18 protein-coding genes are annotated in these 20,055 nt (G+C 63.0%); 7 read left to right on the top strand and 11 right to left on the bottom strand.

Annotation, left to right across the window (positions count from 1 at the left end; genetic code table 11):
* The first annotated feature begins 290 nt into the window (after positions 1 to 290).
* A complete protein-coding gene (locus IVB22_RS15485; protein ID WP_247518183.1) occupies positions 291 to 1,547 on the top strand; it encodes a S1C family serine protease in 1,257 nt (418 codons plus the stop codon).
* Positions 1,548 to 1,825: 278 nt separating this feature from the next.
* On the opposite strand, the gene IVB22_RS15490 is transcribed toward IVB22_RS15485, so the two are convergent.
* Positions 1,826 to 2,134: a hypothetical protein gene (locus IVB22_RS15490; RefSeq protein ID WP_247518184.1), complete on the bottom strand. Its 309-nt coding sequence runs from the start codon at positions 2,132 to 2,134 to the stop codon at positions 1,826 to 1,828.
* A 257-nt stretch (positions 2,135 to 2,391) separates the two neighbouring features.
* On the opposite strand from IVB22_RS15490, the gene IVB22_RS15495 reads away from it, so the two are divergent.
* The gene (locus tag IVB22_RS15495) at positions 2,392 to 2,589 is read left to right on the top strand and encodes a hypothetical protein (RefSeq protein WP_247518185.1); all 198 of its coding nucleotides are present in this window, start codon (positions 2,392 to 2,394) and stop codon (positions 2,587 to 2,589) included.
* Positions 2,590 to 2,607: 18 nt separating this feature from the next.
* Positions 2,608 to 2,877, top strand: coding sequence for a hypothetical protein (locus IVB22_RS15500; RefSeq protein WP_247518186.1), 270 nt, complete (start codon positions 2,608 to 2,610; stop codon positions 2,875 to 2,877).
* Positions 2,878 to 3,041: 164 nt separating this feature from the next.
* Here the strand turns inward: IVB22_RS15500 and IVB22_RS15505 are convergent, their stop codons facing one another.
* Together IVB22_RS15505 and IVB22_RS15510 are read right to left on the bottom strand one after the other, a co-directional pair.
* Positions 3,042 to 3,635 carry a hypothetical protein gene (locus IVB22_RS15505; protein ID WP_247518187.1) on the bottom strand — a complete coding sequence of 198 codons (594 nt, stop codon included), beginning with the start codon at positions 3,633 to 3,635 and terminating at the stop codon, positions 3,042 to 3,044.
* Between the two features lie 83 nt (positions 3,636 to 3,718).
* Positions 3,719 to 4,183 (bottom strand): Lrp/AsnC family transcriptional regulator, encoded by a 465-nt coding sequence (locus tag IVB22_RS15510; protein WP_247518188.1) that lies wholly within the window; start codon positions 4,181 to 4,183, stop codon positions 3,719 to 3,721.
* 160 nt (positions 4,184 to 4,343) lie between these two features.
* Here IVB22_RS15510 and IVB22_RS15515 point away from each other — a divergent pair, with 160 nt between their 5' ends.
* Complete coding sequence (locus IVB22_RS15515; protein ID WP_247518189.1) at positions 4,344 to 5,357, top strand: 1-aminocyclopropane-1-carboxylate deaminase; 1,014 nt, start codon at positions 4,344 to 4,346, stop codon at positions 5,355 to 5,357.
* Between the two features lie 132 nt (positions 5,358 to 5,489).
* Here the strand turns inward: IVB22_RS15515 and recQ are convergent, their stop codons facing one another.
* The 4 genes from recQ to IVB22_RS15535 form a co-directional block, all read right to left on the bottom strand.
* On the bottom strand, positions 5,490 to 7,346 hold the full coding sequence (gene recQ, locus IVB22_RS15520) for a DNA helicase RecQ (RefSeq protein ID WP_247518190.1): 1,857 nt from the start codon (positions 7,344 to 7,346) through the stop codon (positions 5,490 to 5,492).
* On the bottom strand, positions 7,346 to 8,722 hold the full coding sequence (locus IVB22_RS15525; protein ID WP_247518191.1) for a VWA domain-containing protein: 1,377 nt from the start codon (positions 8,720 to 8,722) through the stop codon (positions 7,346 to 7,348). Before IVB22_RS15525 ends, recQ begins: the two co-directional genes overlap by 1 nt.
* A 7-nt stretch (positions 8,723 to 8,729) precedes the next feature.
* Positions 8,730 to 9,677 carry a MoxR family ATPase gene (locus tag IVB22_RS15530; RefSeq protein ID WP_247518192.1) on the bottom strand — a complete coding sequence of 316 codons (948 nt, stop codon included), beginning with the start codon at positions 9,675 to 9,677 and terminating at the stop codon, positions 8,730 to 8,732.
* 107 nt (positions 9,678 to 9,784) lie between these two features.
* Positions 9,785 to 10,417, bottom strand: coding sequence for an HAD-IA family hydrolase (locus IVB22_RS15535; protein WP_247518193.1), 633 nt, complete (start codon positions 10,415 to 10,417; stop codon positions 9,785 to 9,787).
* 110 nt (positions 10,418 to 10,527) lie between these two features.
* Here IVB22_RS15535 and IVB22_RS15540 point away from each other — a divergent pair, with 110 nt between their 5' ends.
* The gene (locus IVB22_RS15540; protein ID WP_247518194.1) at positions 10,528 to 11,301 is read left to right on the top strand and encodes a trypsin-like serine protease; all 774 of its coding nucleotides are present in this window, start codon (positions 10,528 to 10,530) and stop codon (positions 11,299 to 11,301) included.
* Positions 11,302 to 11,445: 144 nt separating this feature from the next.
* Here IVB22_RS15540 and IVB22_RS15545 read toward each other — a convergent pair whose 3' ends face one another.
* From IVB22_RS15545 to IVB22_RS15555, 3 genes are all read right to left on the bottom strand, one after another.
* Complete coding sequence (locus IVB22_RS15545; RefSeq protein WP_247518195.1) at positions 11,446 to 13,668, bottom strand: acetate--CoA ligase family protein; 2,223 nt, start codon at positions 13,666 to 13,668, stop codon at positions 11,446 to 11,448.
* Positions 13,669 to 13,839: 171 nt separating this feature from the next.
* Positions 13,840 to 14,418 (bottom strand): class GN sortase, encoded by a 579-nt coding sequence (locus IVB22_RS15550; RefSeq protein WP_247518196.1) that lies wholly within the window; start codon positions 14,416 to 14,418, stop codon positions 13,840 to 13,842.
* A 228-nt stretch (positions 14,419 to 14,646) separates the two neighbouring features.
* On the bottom strand, positions 14,647 to 16,932 hold the full coding sequence (locus IVB22_RS15555; protein WP_247518197.1) for a marine proteobacterial sortase target protein: 2,286 nt from the start codon (positions 16,930 to 16,932) through the stop codon (positions 14,647 to 14,649).
* A gap of 188 nt (positions 16,933 to 17,120) precedes the next feature.
* Between IVB22_RS15555 and IVB22_RS15560 the strand changes: the two genes are divergently transcribed.
* A complete protein-coding gene (locus IVB22_RS15560) occupies positions 17,121 to 17,888 on the top strand; it encodes a helix-turn-helix transcriptional regulator (RefSeq protein WP_247518198.1) in 768 nt (255 codons plus the stop codon).
* A gap of 281 nt (positions 17,889 to 18,169) precedes the next feature.
* Positions 18,170 to 18,379, top strand: coding sequence for a cold-shock protein (locus IVB22_RS15565; RefSeq protein ID WP_057841312.1), 210 nt, complete (start codon positions 18,170 to 18,172; stop codon positions 18,377 to 18,379).
* 115 nt (positions 18,380 to 18,494) lie between these two features.
* Here IVB22_RS15565 and IVB22_RS15570 read toward each other — a convergent pair whose 3' ends face one another.
* On the bottom strand, positions 18,495 to 20,048 hold the full coding sequence (locus IVB22_RS15570) for a long-chain fatty acid--CoA ligase (RefSeq protein WP_247518199.1): 1,554 nt from the start codon (positions 20,046 to 20,048) through the stop codon (positions 18,495 to 18,497).
* Positions 20,049 to 20,055: the final 7 nt, after the last annotated feature.

The raw sequence follows: 20,055 nt of genomic DNA on the forward strand, positions 1-20,055 counted from the left end.
GCCACATGATTTCCGGGTGATGGCTCGGAATGGACGGGGCGGCGAGCGCCTTCAGTGTATGCAAGATGCCACGTATGATCCACCAAAATGACCTTCCCAATAAGTCTAGGGCAACCGGGAAGTATGGTCGCTTCCGTGCGCATCCGCGCGGTCATCCAAACCTGCCCAAAGTGGCCAAATGGTGGATGAAGGTGGTCCGCCCCTGAAGCTTCCGACCCCCCAATCAAAGAACCCTTAGACACCGGTTGCAAGGATTAATATGCTCACCCTTGGGTGTGTGGGGGCCAGGTATGAAATACCGTGCTGTTGCGGTCGCTGTTCTGTTGGGTGCGATGTTTGCCGGTTCGAACGCGGAAGCGCGCGGGCCCTACGGTTCGATCAACGTCGGAAACTGGAAGGGCGGCGCATACACCAACGACCAGACCGGATCCTTTTCGCACTGTGCCGCAGGCGCCCGATACGCCAGCGGCGTCTATTTTATGGTGACGATCGATGGCAACGGTGGGTGGGGCCTGGGATTCACTCATGATAATTGGACGCTGACGTCCGGGCAGGCCTTTCCGCTGACCCTGACATTCGACGGTCAGCAACCGTTCAACGTTCATGGTGTTCCGATTGGCGACAAGCTGGTTCGCGTTCCCATGCCGAGCAACTCCGCGCTCATCGCCCAGTTCCGAAGGGCGAAGGGCATGACGGCCTATACGCAAGGGCAGCTCTTCCAGTTCAGCCTCGATCAGACCGGACAGCTACTGCCCATTTTAGCGCATTGCGTGGCCAAGGTCAGGCAATCGGGCGTGGCCAGTGCCGGCGATTTCTCGGTACTTCCCGCCGCCAAGGCGGTCGCTGCGGCGGCGCCGGACTCTGCGCCGGCCAAGCCCGACAGACTGTTTGACCAGAAGGGCACCGGCTTCCTGGTGAGTGCGAATGGACATCTCGTGACCAATGCGCACGTGGTGCAGGGCTGCGTCGGCGACATCCAGGGCAATCCGTCCGGCGAGGCGCCCGCCAAACTGCGCCTGGTGTCCAGCGACGAGACCAACGATCTTGCCCTTTTGCAGGTCACCGGCTCGTTCAAGGACGTCGCCAAAATCAGGGACAAGGCGATCCAGTCCGGCGACAGCGTGGTGGCGATCGGCTATCCCTTCCATGGGCTGCTGACATCCGATTTCACGGTGACGACCGGGATCGTGAGCTCGCTCAGCGGCATCCTGAACGACACGCGCTTTCTGCAGATCAGCGCGGCCATTCAGCCCGGCAACAGCGGCGGGCCGCTATTGGCCGCGAGCGGCGACGTGGTCGGCGTGGTCGCGGCCAAACTGAATGCCATCAAGTTCGTGAGGGCCACGGGCAACATTCCCGAGAACATCAATTTCGCCATCAAGACCGGGGCGCTGCGGGACTTTCTCGATAACAGCGTGGTGCCGTATCAGATCTCCGACGCCAAGGACGAGTTGAAGACCGCCGACATCGCGCGCAATGCGCGGGCGTTCACGTTCCTGATTTCCTGCAAGGCCAAGGCGAAAGAAAAAGAGACCGCAAGGAATTAGGGGCAGAGGCCGTGCTGCCTGCTAGTTTAGACGCGGGCCCCGCCTGAAAGTGATAGGTTTTCGTCTTCTCCCACGAGTCGTCCCTGCGAACGTTTGCAGGGACTCATACCGCGTGATCCCACGATGAGGCACGGCGGCTGACGCTTTGCGCCAATCAACCGGAACTGTAGGCTACTGAGACGAAGCCGTCTTTCCGCGTGCCCTTCACATCGGCCGCGGCGTATGGGCCCCTGCGTCCGTGTTTGCAGGGGCGACAGGTCACCTGGTCCATCCAACGTTTACCGCGAATTGCTGCCGCGGCTATGCGCGGCCTGGGCATTCCAGCTACTCCAGCTCACGCTGGCGAGGCTGCGCCGGTCCGTCGCAAGCGGCCGCCGGGTCTGTCGCTCATAGGCGGCGATGATGTGCTGCGACTGCCGGATTTTCTGCTCGAGCTCGGCAATCGCTTTCTGCGTCTTGCCGGTCCTGCTCGCCTGAGTGGACACGCCCACCGTGAACCTCGCGGTCTCGATGTTCTTCAAGGTCTCGCGAAGCTTCTTGAGCTGGGCGCGGTGCCACGCAATGGCGCTGTCACTGTCTACCGGCATGCAAACCCTCCTGATTCGTGGCCGAATCTAGCACGCATCGGGCAAGTTGGGCCAAGGGGAGGCGGCCGCTGGGTCATCGGGACCACCGGTTTCGAGCGGCGCGGTTTGGACGTTCCCGATTTCGACCCTTTTTTTGCCATCGAAGCGACCGCGGTCGAGCCTTCAAACAACAAACTTGCATGGCGAGCTGTGCTCAGCGCGGTCCCTCTCTTATCGTCCTGGCGGCAGAATGCCGGCCCGGCGCAATGGAGCGTGCGATGAGCGAAGTTGAGTTCGATCGAATTGTCGATGCCGTGCGGAAGGAAATCGCGCTTGCACCGGCGTTGAATTCGTTGACGGGGCTGCGGGCTTCCGACTGGCGACTGAAGGCCGCCGACGACAAGCCGACGTCCCAACGCCGCGCTCCCATGGCCAGGATTCGTCACGTAGGCGAGGGGCGGAAGCGATACCGGTAAAACGAGACAGGTGAGCTAATGGAACGATCAGTGTTCGAAATCGTGAAGGCGCCGCTGGGTTGGTCGGTATTTGCCGACAACGTCAAGATTGGCGGCGTCTACGATTCGCGAGGCGCCGCCCTCGAGGCCGCCGCACTGGCCGCATCCTATTCTATCAGCGACGGCGTCGGCGTTCAGATCAACGTGCCCGGCGCGGAGGAAGAACGGCCGCGATGGGCCGTCGCGTTTGATATTGCGAACTCCATCCTGCCAACGAGGAGTGGGCGGGAGCGAAGCGGCTCACGGTAAATCCCGAGTGAAGGCAATCGCTCGACTTTGACGGATGGCCTCCACTCCCCAGGAGGACTTTCACGCTAGCCTGAACTTGTCCGCGCAGTCGCGAGCCTTGCGTGGATCGACACTGGCCGCCGTCGGTTTTCCGCCGGCGGTCTTTCATTTCACGCCCCACGCTTTCATTTTACATCGTCGAACGGCGACACCGCGGGGCTGCCGACGCGCATCCGCTTGATGCGGCGCACCGCCATCGGCGCGCCGTCGGACTGGTACTGCAGTTCGTACTTCTTGCCGTTCTTGTCGACAGCGGTGCAGGTGATGCTGGAAAGTTCGAGCGTCACGAAGTTGCCGACCTGCTTGCAGAGGCCGGCGGTCGATTCGACTGACGGCACCGGCAGGCCATCGGCCTTCGGCCTGTCCTTGGATTTCAGCAGCATCCGGTCGATCGGCAATTCGTACAGATTGGCCTCCGGCCTTCGCCCGTTGTCGCCGGAGAACGTGATGATGTGGCTGCCATCGTCGGGATCGTCGAGCGCCACGGTAAAATTCGCCCTGCCTTCCTCGGTCTGGTAGAACGCAACAGCCCGGCAGGCAAAATCCCGTCCTGCGACCTTGAGCGTGCGGCACTTGCCGGACATCATCGCGAAGATGACGGTATCGGGCTCTTGCCGCTGAAGTTCGTCCGAGGCGCCGGCCGGCATTGCAATGAATATGATGGCAAGGGCGAAAGCCTGCCGGCAAAATTTCATGGTCATGCCCGGTTGATAGGACATGGCGCGCTGTGTGACCAGAGTCTCGCAGGGTTCCGGCAATAGCATAATGGCAAGGTAGCCCGGTGTTGCGATGCCGAACGCCGTCAGAAATCGAGCGGCGCGTTGTCGACCACCTCCTTCATGACGAAGAACGTTCGGGTCTGGCGGACGCCCGGCAGCGCGATCAATTGGTCGCCATGGATGCGGTTGAAATCCTCCATGTCGCCGACGCGGATCTTGAGGAAATAGTCGAAATCGCCGGCCACCAGATGGCAATCCAGCACGAATTTCAGTTGCGCGATTGCCCGCTCGAAGGTGGCAAAGCTTTCCGGCGTGGAGCGGTCGAGCACGACGCCCACCATGACCAGCGCCCCCTTGCCGACCTTGCGCGGCGCCACCATCGCCCTGACCTGGGCGACATAGCCCTCGTCGAACAGGCGCTGGGTGCGGCGGTGACAGGTTGCGGCGCTGACGCCGGCCGTTTCGGCCAGCTCGGCATTGGTCAGCCGGCCGTTATTCTGCAGCAAACGCAATATCTTAAGATCGATGCGGTCGAGTCTGCCGGCCATGAAAGAATCTTCCAGAGATAAGCATATTATCGGACGAATAGATAATCCAATACGATTCTGGCGCAATATTAGCGCAAGTAGCTTGATGGATTCGAGAGCACCTTTCCAAGGCTCGATGATAGGGCGTTTCCCGGACATCAGATCATCAACGGGGACGACGATGCTGGAGAAATTCGAACGCTATCCGCTCACCTTCGGGCCCACCCATATCGAAAAGCTGGAGCGGCTGTCGCAGCATCTCGGCGGCAAGGTCGAGCTCTACGCCAAGCGGGAGGATTGCAATTCGGGGCTTGCCTTCGGCGGCAATAAGTTGCGCAAGCTCGAATATATCATCCCGGACGCGATCGCTTCCAATGCGGACACGCTGGTCTCGATCGGCGGCGTGCAGTCCAACCACACCCGCATGGTCGCAGCCGTCGCGGCCAAGATCGGCATGAAGTGCCGCCTGGTGCAGGAAAGCTGGGTGCCGCACGAGGACGCGGTCTACGACCGCGTCGGCAATATCCTGCTCAGCCGGGTGATGGGCGCCGATGTGCGGTTGGTCGATGAAGGTTTCGACATCGGTATCCGCCAAAGCTGGGAAGAGGCAATCGCGGATGTGAAGGCCAAGGGCGGCAAGCCCTATGCGATCCCGGCGGGCGCCTCCGTGCATAAGTATGGCGGGCTCGGCTATGTCGGTTTCGCCGAAGAAGTCAGGGCGCAGGAGAAGGAGCTCGGCTTCGCCTTCGATTACATCGTGGTCTGCACGGTCACCGGCTCGACCCATGCCGGCATGCTGGTGGGATTTGCCAAGGACGGCCGCGCGCGCAAGGTGATCGGCATCGACGCTTCCTTTACGCCCGCCCAGACCAAGGCTCAGGTGCTCGACATCGCCCGCAACACCGCTGATCTCGTTGAATTGGGCCAGGAACTCGTCGGGGACGATGTCGTCCTGATCGAGGACTACGCCTATCCGGCCTATGGCGTTCCCTCGGAGGAGACCAAGGAGGCGATCCGGCTCTGCGCGCGCCTCGAAGGCATGATCACCGATCCGGTCTACGAGGGAAAATCCATGCAGGGCATGATCGACCTCGTAAACAAGGGCTATTTCCCGAAGGGATCGAAGGTGCTCTACGCCCATCTTGGCGGCGCGCCCGCGATCAACGGATACGCCTACACGTTCCGCAACGGATGACGGCTGCCATAGCGTTTTCGAGCGAAGCATGCCCTCGGACTTGATCCGGGGGTGGATGTCGGTTCGCGTGAAGAAAAACGCGTCAAAACAAGAATCTAGAGCTTCGATTCTGATTCAATCAGGCCCGAAGCTCTAGATGTCCGCCGCCCGCACCAGCGCGAGCAGTTCGTCGCCGTAATGTTCGAGCTTCTTGTCGCCGATCCCAGGGATGTTGCGGAGCTCGTTGAGCGTCGAAGGTCGTGCGGCGGCGATGCCGTCGATGGTGGAATCATGCAGCACGACATAGGCGGGCACGCTGCGCTGGCGCGCGATGTCGGAGCGCCATGCCCGCAGCGCTGCCTGCAGGCCGGCGTCAGCAGGCTTGGTATCGGCGCGCGGTGCCAGGTCGCCTCGCCTTGATTTGGCGCGGCTGGCGCGGATGCGTGTTCCGGGCGCCGCCTCGCGCAGCATCACCTCGGTCTCGCCTTTCAGGACGCCGCGAGCGCTTTCCGTCAGCTTCAGCGCGCCAAAGGCTTCGCTGTCGGCCCGCAGATGGCCCATGGCGACCAATTGGCGGATCACGGCGCGCCATTGCTTCTCGTTGAGATCAGTGCCGATGCCGAACACGGACAGCTTGTCGTGGCCGAATTGCGTGACGCGCTCGGTCATGCGGCCGACCAGCACGTCGATCAGGTGCATGGCGCCGAAACGTTGCCCGGTGCGGTAGGCGCAGGACAGCAGTTTTTGCGCAGCGACCTTGCCGTCGCGAAGCTGCGGCGGCGACAGGCAGTTGTCGCAATTGCCGCAACTGCCTGCGTGCACGGCCTCGCCGAAATAACCGAGCAGGCGGCCGCGCCGGCAGCCCGCGGTTTCCGCCAGCGCAACCAGCGCGTCGAGCTTGCCGATCGACACGCGCTTGAACGCGTCGGAGCCGGTGGATTCGTCGATCATGCGGCGCTGTTGCACGATGTCGGACAGGCCATAGGCCATCCAGGCGCTGGAGGGTTTTCCGTCGCGCCCGGCGCGTCCGGTCTCCTGGTAATAGGCCTCGATGCTTTTCGGCAGGTCGAGATGCGCCACGAACCGTACATCCGGCTTGTCGATCCCCATGCCGAACGCGATGGTGGCGACGATGACGACGCCGTCCTCGTTGATAAAGCGATCCTGGTTGCGGGCCCGAATGCCGGCGTCAAGCCCGGCGTGATAGGGCAGGGCCGGGATGCCGGCGCTGGTCAGGGCTGCCGCGGTGTCCTCGACCTTGGCGCGCGACAGGCAATAGACGATGCCGGCGTCGCCCGCGTGGCGTTCACTGATGAAAGCCTTGAGCTGGGCCGGGGCGTTCTGTTTTTCGATGATCTCATAACGAATATTCGGGCGGTCGAAACTCGCGACGAAGCTTGGTGCACCGGCAAGCCCGAGCCGGGCGATGATCTCCTTGCGCGTCATCTCGTCGGCGGTCGCGGTCAGCGCGATGCGCGGCACGTCGGGAAAGCGTTCGGCGATCACCGACAGTCCGATATACTCGGGGCGAAAGTCGTGCCCCCATTGCGACACGCAATGCGCCTCGTCGATCGCAAACAGCGCGATTTTGGCTTGGCCGAGCAAGGCAAGGCAACGTGGCGTCAGAAGCCGTTCAGGCGCGACGTAGAGCAGGTCGAGGTCGCCGGCGAGCAGCCGCCGCTCGACTTCCGAGGCTTCGTCAAACGACAGTGTCGAGTTCAACACCGCCGCGTTGACGCCGGCCTCCAGCAGTCCCGCGACCTGGTCGCGCATCAGCGCGATCAGCGGCGACACCACGATGCCGCAGCCTTCGCGCAACAAGGACGGCAGTTGATAGCACAGCGACTTGCCGCCGCCGGTCGGCATCAGCACCAGGCAGTTGCCGCCGTCCGTCACGTGCCTGACGATTTCCTCCTGCGCGCCGCGAAAGGCCGGCAGGCCGAACACCGAGTTCAGCACGGACAACGCATCGGGAACATCGTCGCGATGAAGGGCTACGGGAGAAGACATTACTGATAGCTCGCCACGATATCCGATACCGCGCGTTCGAGCTGCTTCGCGGTCGCGCATTGGCGGACCACGGTGCAGAAGGTCGAATAGCGCGGCATTTCGGAATCGCCCCAGCCCCAGGCCATGCGGCCCTCCGGATTGAGCCAGACCACCCGCTTCGACCGCTCGGCGATGCGGCGAAGGATGTCGGCGCGGGGATCGAGATTGTTGCTGCGGGCGTCGCCGAGCACAATCACGGTGGTTTGCGGCGTAATCGCGCTCATCCACCCGTGTTCGAAATCGGAAAAGGAGTTGCCGTAGTCGGACGAGCCGAAGCCTGCCTTGGACATGATCTCGGCCATCGCCTCTTCGGGCGATTTGGATTCCAGGATGTCGCTGACTTCGATCAGGTGCCCGGAGAACGCAAACGAACGGACGTCGTCCACCACCTCGTGCAGGCTGTGGATCAGCAGCAGGAAGAAATCGGACACCCGCGCCACCGAGCCGGAGACGTCGCAGATTGCAATGATCTTCGGCTTGTCGCGATGCCGCCGTTTCCAGGCGGTGAGGAACGGCACGCCGCCCCAGGCGGCGTTGCGACGGATGGTGCGGCGCACGTCGAGATGGCCGCGGCGCTGTCGCTTGCGCGGCTTGGAGTAGCGCTCGCGCAGGCGGCGCGCGATCTGGCGAATGAGATGCCGCATCTGCTCGACCTGCCGCGGCTCGATCCGCGACAGCGGCGCGTTGCGCAGGATGTCGTTGCGCAGGTTTTCAGCCTCCTCGCGCCCGTAGAGCATCAGCGCCTGGGAAACCGTTTCGCGAACTGTGCCCCGCAGTCCATCCAGCGCATTTGTCAGCCGCTCCGCCATCGCCGGGTTGGTGGCGGTGAGATTATCGAGATCGTCGCGCAGGCGCTCGAGGCCCATCTGATCGAGGATGCGGCCGGAGAAGATGCCGCGCTGCGTGAAATAGCGGATGTCGGACAGCGAGGCTGCGCTCGCCGCGTTGGCGATGGCCGCCGAAATCTGGTTGCGGTCCTGCGCCAGCAGCATCTGGGCGAGTTGGCCGAGCCCGTCGGCCTGCTCGTCGCCGCCGCTTGAATCGCCAGGCGAATCGGACGCTGAATTGGACCCCGACTGATCCTGCTCCTCGGCCTTGCCGTCCTCGGGCGGAGATTGTGGCTCGGGCTGATCGAAGAACAGGTCGAAGCAATCGCCGAGCGCCTTCTTCTCGTCCTGCGTCTTGGCAAGCGTCAGCAGAAAAGTGTCGCGCAGGATCGTGCGATCGGTAAAGCCGACCTTGGAGACGGCCCGCATCGCGTCGATGCTTTCGGCCGGCGAGAGCCTCACGCCTGCGCCCCGCGCCGCACGAAAGAAGCGATGCAGGTTCTCTCTCATTCGCCCGTCACCCGAAGACGTTTTGACGCGAGGCCTTGGCGATGAAGGTGGAGACCTGAGGCATGGTGGCCTCGATGTCCGCCTCATATTTCAGGAGAACGTTCAGCGTATCCTTGACCACCTCGTGGCCAAGCTCCGGCGCCTGCAGCAGCACCAGCACGCGCGCCCAGTCGATGGTTTCGCTGACCGACGGCAGCTTCTTGAGATCAAGCGTGCGGACTTCGTGGATGAAGCCGACCATCTGCTTGCGCAGCGTCTGCGAAATGCCGGGCACCCGGCTTTCGACAATGCGCTCTTCCAGCCTCTGTTCGGGGAAGCCGATATGCAGATGCAGGCAACGCCGCTTCAGCGCGTCGCCGAGATCGCGCTCGCTGTTCGAAGTCAGGATCACGGTCGGCGCTGCGACGGCGACAACGGTGCCGAGTTCGGGGATGGTCACCTGGAAGTCGCTGAGAATTTCGAGCAGCAGCGATTCGAACTCCGCGTCCGATTTGTCGATTTCGTCGATCAGCAATACGCAGCCGGCGGGCTGCTCCAGCGCCTGCAGCAACGGCCGCGGCTCAACGAACTCCTTGGAGAAGAACACGTCGCCGAAATCGTGAAGCTGATTGAGCGCCGCTTCCAGCGTCGGCGCGCCGCCGAGCACTTCGCCGAGCTTGTCCTTCAGGATCTGCGTGTACAGAAGCTGCTTGGCGTATTTCCACTCGTAGAGCGCCTTGGCCTCGTCGAGGCCTTCATAGCATTGCAGGCGGATCATCTTCATGCCGCGCCAGGCGGCGATCGCTTTCGCAAGCTCGGTCTTGCCGACGCCGGCGGGGCCTTCGACCAGAATGGGTTTTTCGATCTGCTGCGCCAGATAGACCGCGGTCGCGATCTGGCGGCTCGCAATATAGCCTTGCGCCGCAAGGCCGCTTTCCACTGCCTCGATCGAGGCCGACGGCCTGATATCAGCCACGGGTTTCAACTCCGAATTCGATAGATTTCAGAACGTTCTGCCTGCGTTCCCGGCAAAGAACAAGCGCCGTTTCGTCATAAGGCGGCGGTAAAATCCGCTATTTCCGCCTAGCGCAATGCAAGTCCGGTCGCGGCTTCCAGTTCCGTGATCGCCTGCGCCGCATTGACCACCTTGATCGTGGTCATGCCCATCTCGCGCGCCGGCTTGAGGTTGACGCCGAGGTCGTCGAGATAGACGCAGTTTTTGGGCTCGACCTGCAGCGTCTCGACCATCATCCGGTAGATGCGTGGATCGGGTTTGCGCAGGCCGATCTTCGCGGATTCGATGACATGGTCGAACAGCGCCATCACTTCGGCGACATAGAGCTTGCGGCCGCTGTGGCTGCCGATCGCGTTGGCGGGAAGGTTGTTGGTGATGCAGCCGGTCTTGAACTTTGCCTTCACGCGCTTGAGCGCCTCGACCATCTCGGGCCGCAGGTCCCCCGACAGCAGCGGCAGCACGTCCTTGCCGCGAACCGCCGCGCCCAATGCCAGAGATTCGGCCGCGAACAATTCGTCGAAGGCTTCGATGTCCACCTCGGCGCGCTCGAACTTCGCCCAGGCGTTCTCCAGATGATTGGCCGCGTTGGTGCGCCGGATGATGTCGGCGGGCAGCCCGCGTTCGGTCTCATACCGCGTAAACGCCTCGAACGGCGAGGTGGTCAGCACGCCGCCGAAATCCCAGATCACTGCCTCGATCATCTTGCCCTGCCTGAAATAGATGTGTGGCGAGCGGCTAACACGAATTATCAGCTGGAACCAGTGCGATCCGGCGCTTGGCGACATGCGCAGCGCGGGTTATTGCTGCGCCGATGAACATCCTGCCTCGCCTGATCGCCAGCTATATTGCCGGCCTTGCCCTGCTGCTATCCGTTCCCGCGCATGCCGTCGTCGGCGGCGGTGCGCCGTCGACGGAAGGCGTGGCCCGCTCGGTCGTTACCATCGTCGGCTCGCGCGGCAATTTTTGCACCGGCGCGCTGATCGCGCCGAAGCTGGTGTTGACCGCGGCGCATTGCGTGCCATCAGGCGCGGACTACAAGATCGTCGAATATGGCGCGGACCGGCAGGCGTCGCTGCAGGACGTCAGGGCGGTCGCCATCCATCCCGGTTTCAACATGCAGGCGATGTCGGGACATCGCGCGACGGCGGATGTCGCGTTGCTGCAATTGGCCGCGGTACCCAAAGGAAAGACACCGGCCACGCTCGGATTGCCCAACATCCCGATCAATGTCGGTGGCCGCTTCACCATCGCCGGCATCGGCGTGACCGTGCGCGGCGACGGCAAGAGCGGCGGCACCATCCGCGTCGCCGGCCTGGTCGCGACCGGCAAGCCGGGGACATTGCAGATCAGGCTGGTCGATCCCGTGGGGCAGGGCACGCGTGAGGGGCTCGGCGCCTGCACCGGAGATTCCGGCGCGCCTGTTTTCGAGGACAAGCAAGGCGGCCCCGTTATTGTCGGCGTGGTGAGCTGGTCGACCGGGCCGAACGGCTCGGCGGGTTGTGGCGGCATGACCGGGGTCACGCCGTTGACGCTGTATCGGGACTGGATACTGCAGACGGCGCAGAAGTGGGGCGCGGGGTTGTAACTACGTCGTCCCTGCGAACGCAGGGACCCATACGCCGCGGCCCGTCGGCAAGATGACGGAAGCTAATTGTCTTCGTAACAATTAATGACGGTGGTTATGGGTCCCTGCGTTCGCAGGGACGACAATGACCACTGAGCCAGCCACTTAATGCTTCGCCGCGTTGTTCGCAGCGGCGTTGTTCAGCACGATCAGGCCGTCGACGGCGACGCCGACCTTGCTGTTGATCAAAAACGGATTCACGTCGATCGACGCAATCCGGTTGCCGGCATCCGCCATCAGATTGGAGAGGCCCACGAGCGCCTTCACGGCGGAAGGCTCGTGCAGCGCCGGCTTGCCGCGATAGCCCTTCATCTTCACGCCGGCCTTGGTCTTGGCGATCAGCTGCTTCGCCTCGGCCTCGTCCAGCGGGGCGCCGGCGAGCGCGACGTCCTTCATCAGTTCGATATCGACGCCGCCGGTTCCGAACAGCACCACCGGCCCCATCTCGGCGTCGAGCGAGGCGCCGACCACGAGCTCAAGGTCGGCCTTGACCTGCTGCGCGATCAGAATGCCTTCGAGCTTCGGCTTGCCCTTCAGCTTCTTCACCCGCGTGGTGATATCGTTGAACGCCTTTTTCACTTCGGAGGCGCTGTTGAGGTTCAACACCACGCCGCCGATGTCGGATTTGTGCAGGATGTCGGCGCTGACCACTTTGGCCACGACAGGAAAGCCGATCTTCTTGGCGATTTTCACCGCTTCCGCCGCGGTCTGTGCAATCTCTTCCTTTGAGACGGGAATGCCGTAGGCCTTGAGCAGCTTCTTCGATGCGACCTCGTCGAGCGCGGCGGCACCATTGGCGTTCTTGAGCGCCTTCTCCAGCACCGCCCGCGCGGAAGCCTTCGAGCTCGATATGATGTCGGGCACTTCCTTGCGCAGGGAAGAATATTCGATCAGCGATTTGATCGCGCCGACCGCCCGGTCGAGGCCCTGCATGACCGCGATATTCGGCAGCGATTTGCGCAAGGCCTTGGTGAATTCGGTAAACCCGATCGACATCGCGCTGATGTAGACCACGGGCTTGCTGGCGGCGCCGGCCATTTCGTTGACGATGCGCAAATTGCGTTCGCGCAATTCATGCGGCGCCTTCGGCAGTTCGGCGTCGATGATGACGATGTCGGTGTCGGGATCGTCGATCATGATCTTGATCGAGTTCATGTAGACCGAGGGGTCCACGACCGCGGCAAAGCCGGCATCGAGGGGATTGCCGACGATGCTGCCGGGACCGAGCATCTTTGCCAGTTGTTCGGTCGCATTCGGGCTGAGCGGCGCAAAATTCAGGCCGGCCGAATAGAACGCGTCGATCAGGAGGCCACGCTTGCCGCCGGATAGCGATACCGCGGCGAGCCGGTTGCTCTTCGGCGGCTCGGCATGCACGAAACATTCGGTGGTCTCGATCAGTTCGTCGAGCCCGCGGACGCGGATGACGCCTTCGCGCGTCGAGATCGCATCGAAGGTTTCGATCGAGCCGGCAAGCGCGCCGGTATGCGCCATCGCGGCGGCGCGGCCTCCCTCGGAGGCGCCGAGCTTGAGTGCGATCACCGGCTTGCCGGCGGCGCGGGCGGCCTTGCAGGCTTCGCGAAACACTTTCGTATTTCGCACGCCTTCGAGATAAACCACGATGACGCGGATCGAGGGATCGGCGGCGAAATAGGCCATCAGGTCCGGCGTCTCGAGGCCGGTCTCGTTACCGGTCGTGACCATGTAGCCGACACCGACGCCGCGATCCTCCAGCGTCTGGCGGATCGCCATGACGATCGCGCCAGATTGGCCGGCGATCGCCACAGGACCTGCTTCCATGGTGACGATGCGGTCGTCGATGTTGGTGAACAGCTTTTCGCCGGCGCTCAGATTGCCGAGACAGTTCGGGCCGGTGACGGCGAGGCCGGTCTCGCGCACCGCCTCCTTCAATTCGAGCGCCAGCCGCTGGCTGTCCTCGTCCTGCAACTCGCTGAAGCCCGAGGTGACGATGGTGGCGGAGCGCGCGCCGGCCGCCGCCGCGTCGCGGATCACCTGCACCGCGAAACGCGCCGGCACCAGCACCAGCACGTGATCGGGCTTTTCGGGGAGGCTGGCAAAATCCTTGTAGCAGGGCACGCCCCAGATCGTTTCGCGCTTGGCGTTGACCGGGAACAACCCGCCTTCGTACTTGTACTTGATCAGATTGTTCCAGATGCGCTCGGCATAGTTGCCGGGCTTGTCGGTGGCGCCGACCAGTACGATATTGCGCGGGTGCAACATCGCATGAATGCTTTTGACGATGTCGCTGGCGTCAGGCGAAGGCGACCATTTTTCGGCTTGATGCGATGCGGTGCTTGCCTGAGCGTCCATGGATATCCCTTGACTCTGTTGTCTTCTTTGGCCGTGGCGATCGAGCACGAACGCCGCGCCATGATCTTCTTATGATTGAGACCTTTTTATTGGGACTTGGCGAGTGTGGCAACACGCGCCGCGCGCGCAGCGCCATTCGCGTCGCGCACGATATCCCGGCTCGCGGAGAATTCAGCGTGAACCCGGCGCGTCCCTGATCATCGTGGCGTGCACAAGATAGCGCTCGGGCCCCTGCGTCAGCGCGTCGAACGGCCAGCAGGTCGACAGCACCAGTTCATGCCCGCCGGCGAGCGGATCGATGCCGGAGGCATCGAAGCGCACGACCGAGGTGGCATCCACCCGGTAATGGAATTGTTTGCCGTCGCTTCGCATCACATTGATCTCGTCACCGACGACGACGTTCTTCAGGAAGGCGAAGTGCGTATCGCGATGCGCCGAATAGACGGCGACGCCGCGTTCGCCGGCGTCGGGCGTGAGTTCGACATGACCCGGGCCAAAGGCGAGCGCCTGGCCGCTGCTGCCTGCGAGCACGATGGCGCGGGCGTGGATCCGCTTCACTTCAATACGAGCAACCGGCCACGTGTCGGCCCACGACCACGGCTTTGTCTCGCGCCCGGTGGCGATGGCTTTTTCAAAGGCTCGTTCCAGCAGCACCTGTGCAACCAGCGCCTTGGCATAGATGTAGGCGCCCTGGCCGAACAGGATCAGGCCCGCGAGGGCGAGAAGGAGGGGAAGGACGACGCGGGGCATTGTTTTGGCTCTCCCGTCATTGCGAGCGGAGCGAAGCAATCCATTCTTTCTTTTCGCGGTGGGATGCATTGCTTCCGCCTTCGCTCTCCGGGCTACGGCGGACAAGTCGCTGCGCTCGCAATGACGGCTTTGGAGAAGAAGCGGCGCGCGCGGCCTTGGGGGGACGGGCGGAGCCGCGCGCGCTCTGGAAAGGAGGAGGTTGGGGAGACCTCCTCCTTTCAGTCGACGTCAACGCAGTGACATCTGACGTCGATTGAACTGACGTCGATTGAACACCAACAGGATCAGGCTGAGCGTGAGCAGGATCACACCAGCAATCATCTTCAGTTCGGCGTCAGTCGCCGTCCTCGGCAGCGTGACCGTGTTGGGTGCCTGGGTGACGACAGGCTGTGCCCGCTTCAGCGCGGCGACCTGAACCCGCGCGTCGGTCTCCGCGCGCCGTTCCGTCGGCATCACCGGGGCGCGTGGGCGCTCGCCGAACACTTTTTCAAAGTCCCAACCGGCCGGCAGGTTGATCGGCAGTTCCGAGACCTTGAGCGGCTCGCCTTCCGGACGGCTCGGAGTCTTGTCGACCGCGACCAGGCTGGTCAGCCGCGTGACGAGCTGATGCTCGAGCGCCAGCGCCAGAATGGTCTTGTCGGCATCTTCCGGGCTCGCCTGCCGCGTGGTGCGCGCGACTTCCGCATCCGCGATCTTGCGGCGGGCCCATAGTTTGGACAGGCCCTTGCCTTCAGCCGCATCCGCCAGCGGAAGGGTGACGACCCAGGGACGGTCGCCGATGCGGCCCTTGATCTCGACCGAGCCCGCGAGCTTGTCGAGTTTTGCCGCCAGAACCAGCGGCTCGTCGCGATAGACGTCGGGGATCGCGACGGGCGTGATATCGGCGGTGACGTCGGAGAATTTGGCCGTCAGGTTCGTCACCGCAGGATTCTCCAGCTTGGCGAACAGGCCGCGCATGCGCTCCTCGACCTGCTCGACCGATCCGATGTGGGTGAAGGTGCCGCGGCCGAGTTCGGCGGCGCGCGTCATCAAGTGGGTATTCGGGGCCGAGCCGATGCCGACCATGAAGATGCGGGAGCGGCCACGCAGCGCGTTGATGGTTTCGAACAATTGCTGCTCGTTGCCGATGGCGCCGTCGGTCAGGAATACGACCTGCCGGACGTAGTTCGCATCGCCGGCATTGTCGGACAGCGCCGCGCGCATCGCCGGCACCATTTCGGTGCCGCCATTGGCATGCAGTGCGTCGACGAAGGAGGTGGCCCGGCCGATATGCTCCCGATCGGCCGGCACGGCCGCCGGGAACAGCACATCCATGGTGTGATCGAACCGGATCACGTTGAAACGGTCGTTCGGCTGCAGGCGGCCGAGCGCGTAGATGAGGCTCGCCTTGGCCTGGATGATCGAGACGCCGCCCATCGAGCCGGAATTATCGATCACGAAGATCACCTCGCGCGGCAATGGCTTTTGCTGGGCCTGTTCGACCGAGGGTGGCGTCACGAAGGCCAGCAGATAATCGGAATCGCCGACGCGTTCGCGGAACAATCCGACCGACGGCGCCTTCTCGGCCACCGGCTTCCAGGTCAGCTCGAAATCGCGGTCCGCCGGCACCGGCCCTTCGGCAAGGCGAATGATGCTCGTGCTGGCATCGGCCTTTTCGGTCTTGATCGCATGATGATGGCTCTTGACCTCGCCGAGCGGGAAGCCCGCCTGCAGCCGCACGGTGATGCGGGTTGGATTGACCGGCGCGTTCGTCGTGGGGTCGAGCACTTCGGGCGAGATGCGGTCGCGATCCGGCACCGGATCGGATTTGGCCGAACCCCAGCCGCCGCCGTCGGGCCGGAAGTCGACGCTCTGCACGACGGGTGCGGGATTGTAGCGCGGCGCGACCACCATCGGCACCCGCAGCGAGAACTCGTTGCCGGATTGTGCGACGGGCTCCTGATACTCGATCTGCACCAGCACGGTTTCGCCGGGACCGATATTGGCGACCGAGTTGGTGAAGATGTTCGGCCGCTCCTGTTCGGTCAGCGCCGCCTTCTGCCCGTTCTGCTTGGCCTGTTCGTAGATGATCTTTGCCTGCTGCCGCTCCTTGATGTCGCCGACCACGACGCGATCGCCGATCACCATCTTCAGCGTATCGACCGCGCCGCCCGATGGCAGCGGATAGACGTAGACTGCTTCGACCCAGTCTTTCGTCGGGTTGCGGAAGATCTGTGTGACGCGGGCGCGGACCGTCGGCCCCGATACGGTGAGATCGACATCGACGCCGAGCCGCGTCGCATCGGCGTAACCTTCCTCGTTCTTGATGAGCAACGAACCTGAGCGCGCGTCGCCCGGCTTGAGATAATTGGCCGACAGACGTTCGGCCGACCACACCGGCTCAAAGCTCAAGAATAATGCCGCAAATCCGACCAGGATTACGGCAACGCCCTGCATCACAAGGAACAGCACCAGCCTTGTCAGGCTGGGCTGTTCGTTGCGTTTGTCGGCCTCAATTTCGTCGCATGTCGTCATGTCGCTCACTCCCGAACGGCGATTTCGCCGTGGTGAGAGGGTGCGGAATTCACCGATTTGGCGCGAGCGGAATGATCGGCCTTGTTCGGTCGCCCGCCACCGCGCTCCGCCGCGGCCGGGACGGTTTTGTGCAGGTTTGTGATGGATTGTGCGTCTGCTAGACTGGCCCCGCGAAACCAGGGGTAACGATGCCAGCGCCGGACAAGCAGCTTTCCGCCGAGCAGAGCCGGCAGGTGGCAGATCAGATCCGTGAGGAAATAGCGCGCCGCCGTATTTCGCGGCAAGCGCTGGCCGAGCAGGCCAAGCTCAGCCTTTCGACATTGGAGAAGGTGCTCGGCGGCCGTCGCCCGTTTACGCTCGCCACTACGGTGCGGCTCGAGCAGGCGCTCGGTGTTTCCCTGCGCAAGACGCCGGAGGCGCCGGTACCTGCCGCTTTCAATGGGAACGGCGATGTTGCGCCCGATGGTCTCGGTGCCTATTCGCGCCGCGCCGTAGCGTGGATCGAGGGAACCTACGTCACGGTGCGTCCTTCGTTCGGCGACAAGGACGCGATCTTCGCGTACCGCACCGAGATCGTCTGGGACGCGATGGCCTCGTCGCTGGTGTTTCACGAGAGCGAGCGGCAGGACGCGGCCTTCACCCAGTTCGGCGAAGTGGCGGTGCCCAATCAATCCGGCCACATCTATCTCGTCACCAACCGGCACGGCCAGCACCGCCTGATCACGGTGGCGCGGCTGGCGATTTCGGGCGAGATGTACGGCATCATCACCACGCTGCTGGCGGGCCGCGGCTCGCTGCTGACGCCGATCGCGGCGCCAATCGCCTATCTGCCGATCAAGATGGTCGCCAACCCGACCTTTGGCCGGGTCTCGGCCGATGACCCCAACTACGCGCAGTATCGCCAGCATTTGCGCCGGACGACGGATGAGCCGTTTGCGCTGTTCCTGCCGCGATAAGGCCCTCCAGAGCGTTTTCCAGCGAAGTGGGGGCCGGTTCGCGTCAAGAAAACGCGTCAAATCAAGAATCTGGAGCCCCGTTCCGATTCAATCGGAACGGAAAAGGCTCCAGCCTTGCATTCCCGGCGAAACAGACTATATGGCTCTTATTCGAATTACCGCTCTGCCTTGTTGACCGCGCCGAAACCGGCCCCACTCCCCAAGACATCGTTGAAATCGGATCAAGCCTGCACGGAGGTCGTGCAGGCAAAAGCGCTTTCGCGCATCTTGGAGATAGTTACATGGCTACCGGAACAGTTAAGTGGTTCAACGCGACCAAGGGTTTTGGCTTCATTCAGCCCGATGATGGCAGCACCGACGTTTTCGTCCACATCAGCGCCGTTGAACGCGCAGGTCTGAGCTCGCTCAACGAAGGTCAGAAGATCTCGTTCGAAGCGAAGAAGGACCCGATGCGCGGCAAGACCAGCGCCGAGAACCTTCGCGTCGATTAAAGGTTGCCGATTCGGGATCACCACGGATGTACTGGGATCCTCTGATTGGCTTCTGATACAAAAGCCCGCCGGCGATGAACCGGCGGGCTTTTCGTTTGTCGCATGCCGGCGCGGATCATGAAGCAATGGCCGCTTTGTCGGTCGGCTTCGGCGCGCTGAAATTCTTTCGCAATGTCGGCTTGTGGATTTTCCCCGTGGCGTTGCGCGGCAGGGCGTCGACGAACTCGATCAGCCGCGGACATTTGAACCGCGCCAGGTTGGCCGCGCAGTGCGCGTGAATTTCCGCAGGCGTCAACGTCTGGCCGGGCTTGACCGCCACGATCGCCATGCCGACTTCACCCCATTGCTCGTTCGGGATACCGATCACGGCAGCTTCGGCGATTGCCGTGAGCTGATGCAGCACGCTCTCGACCTCGGCCGGATAGACGTTCTCGCCGCCGGAAATGTACATGTCCTTCCAGCGGTCGACGATGTAGTAGAAACCTTCTTCGTCGACACGGGTGGCATCGCCGGTGTGCAGCCAGCCGTCGGTGAATGACGATTGGTTGGCGTCCGGCCTGTTCCAGTAGCCCGGCGTGACGTTCGGCCCCTTGACCCAGAGCTCGCCGAGTTCACCGACATCGGCATCGGTTCCGTCAGGACGGACGATCCGCACTTCCGTATGCAGCACCGGTTTGCCGGACGAGCCGGCCTTGCGCGCGGCATCCTCGCGGTCGAGTGCCAGCACGGCCGGAGACGTCTCGGTCATGCCATAGCCCTGCTGCAGGGCGACGCCGCACTCTTCCCACACTTTCAGGAGCGGTACCGGCATCGGCGCGCCGCCGACGCCGCCGATCACGAGGCGGCTGAAATCGGACGTCGCGAATGAAGGATGCTGCGCCATGAACTGGTAGATCGCGGGCACGCCGAAGAATTGGGTAATGCCGTAGGATGGGTCGCTGATCAGTTGCAGCGCCAGGCCGGGATCGAACGTGCGCATGATCAGAACAGTGCCGCCGGCATGCAGCACCGGGTTGGTGTAGCAATTGAGCCCGCCGGTGTGAAACAGCGGCAGCACGGTGAGCAACACCGTCGACGGCGAGACATAGGCGGGACCGCCGAGGTTGACGCAATTCCAGAACGTCATGCCATGGGTGATGATCGCGCCTTTGGGCTGACCCGTCGTGCCCGAGGTGTACATGATGGTCGAGATGTCGTCATGCGTGACGTTCTCAAAGCGGTCGATAGGCTTTGAGCTTGCAATCGCTGCTTCATAAGAACCGCCTGGGCCGAGCAACAGCGCGGATGAGACATTGCAGAGCTTTGCGACCGTCAGCGCGACTTCGGCGAGATCCGTGTCGTGGATCATCACCTTCGGCGAGGAATCGCCGACGATGAACTGCAATTCGGGAACGGTAAGCCGCGTGTTCAATGGCAGGAACACCGCGCCGATCCGGCCGCAGGCGAACTGCACCTCGAGCGTATCGGTCGTGTTAAGCGCCAGCACCGCGACGCGGTCGCCACGCGTGACCTTGAGCGTGTCCCGCAGGTGCGTGGCAAGCCGCGAGATGCGTGTGTCGAACTGTGCGTAGGAAAGCCGGCGTTCGCTGGCGAGGTCGATGGCAGCGATCTTGTCCGGCGTGCGGCGGCCGAAATGCGCGATCCAGTCGTAATGGCGAATGGACGACATGCTTCCT

The organism is Bradyrhizobium sp. 190 (assembly GCF_023073415.1).
Classification (GTDB): domain Bacteria; phylum Pseudomonadota; class Alphaproteobacteria; order Rhizobiales; family Xanthobacteraceae; genus Bradyrhizobium.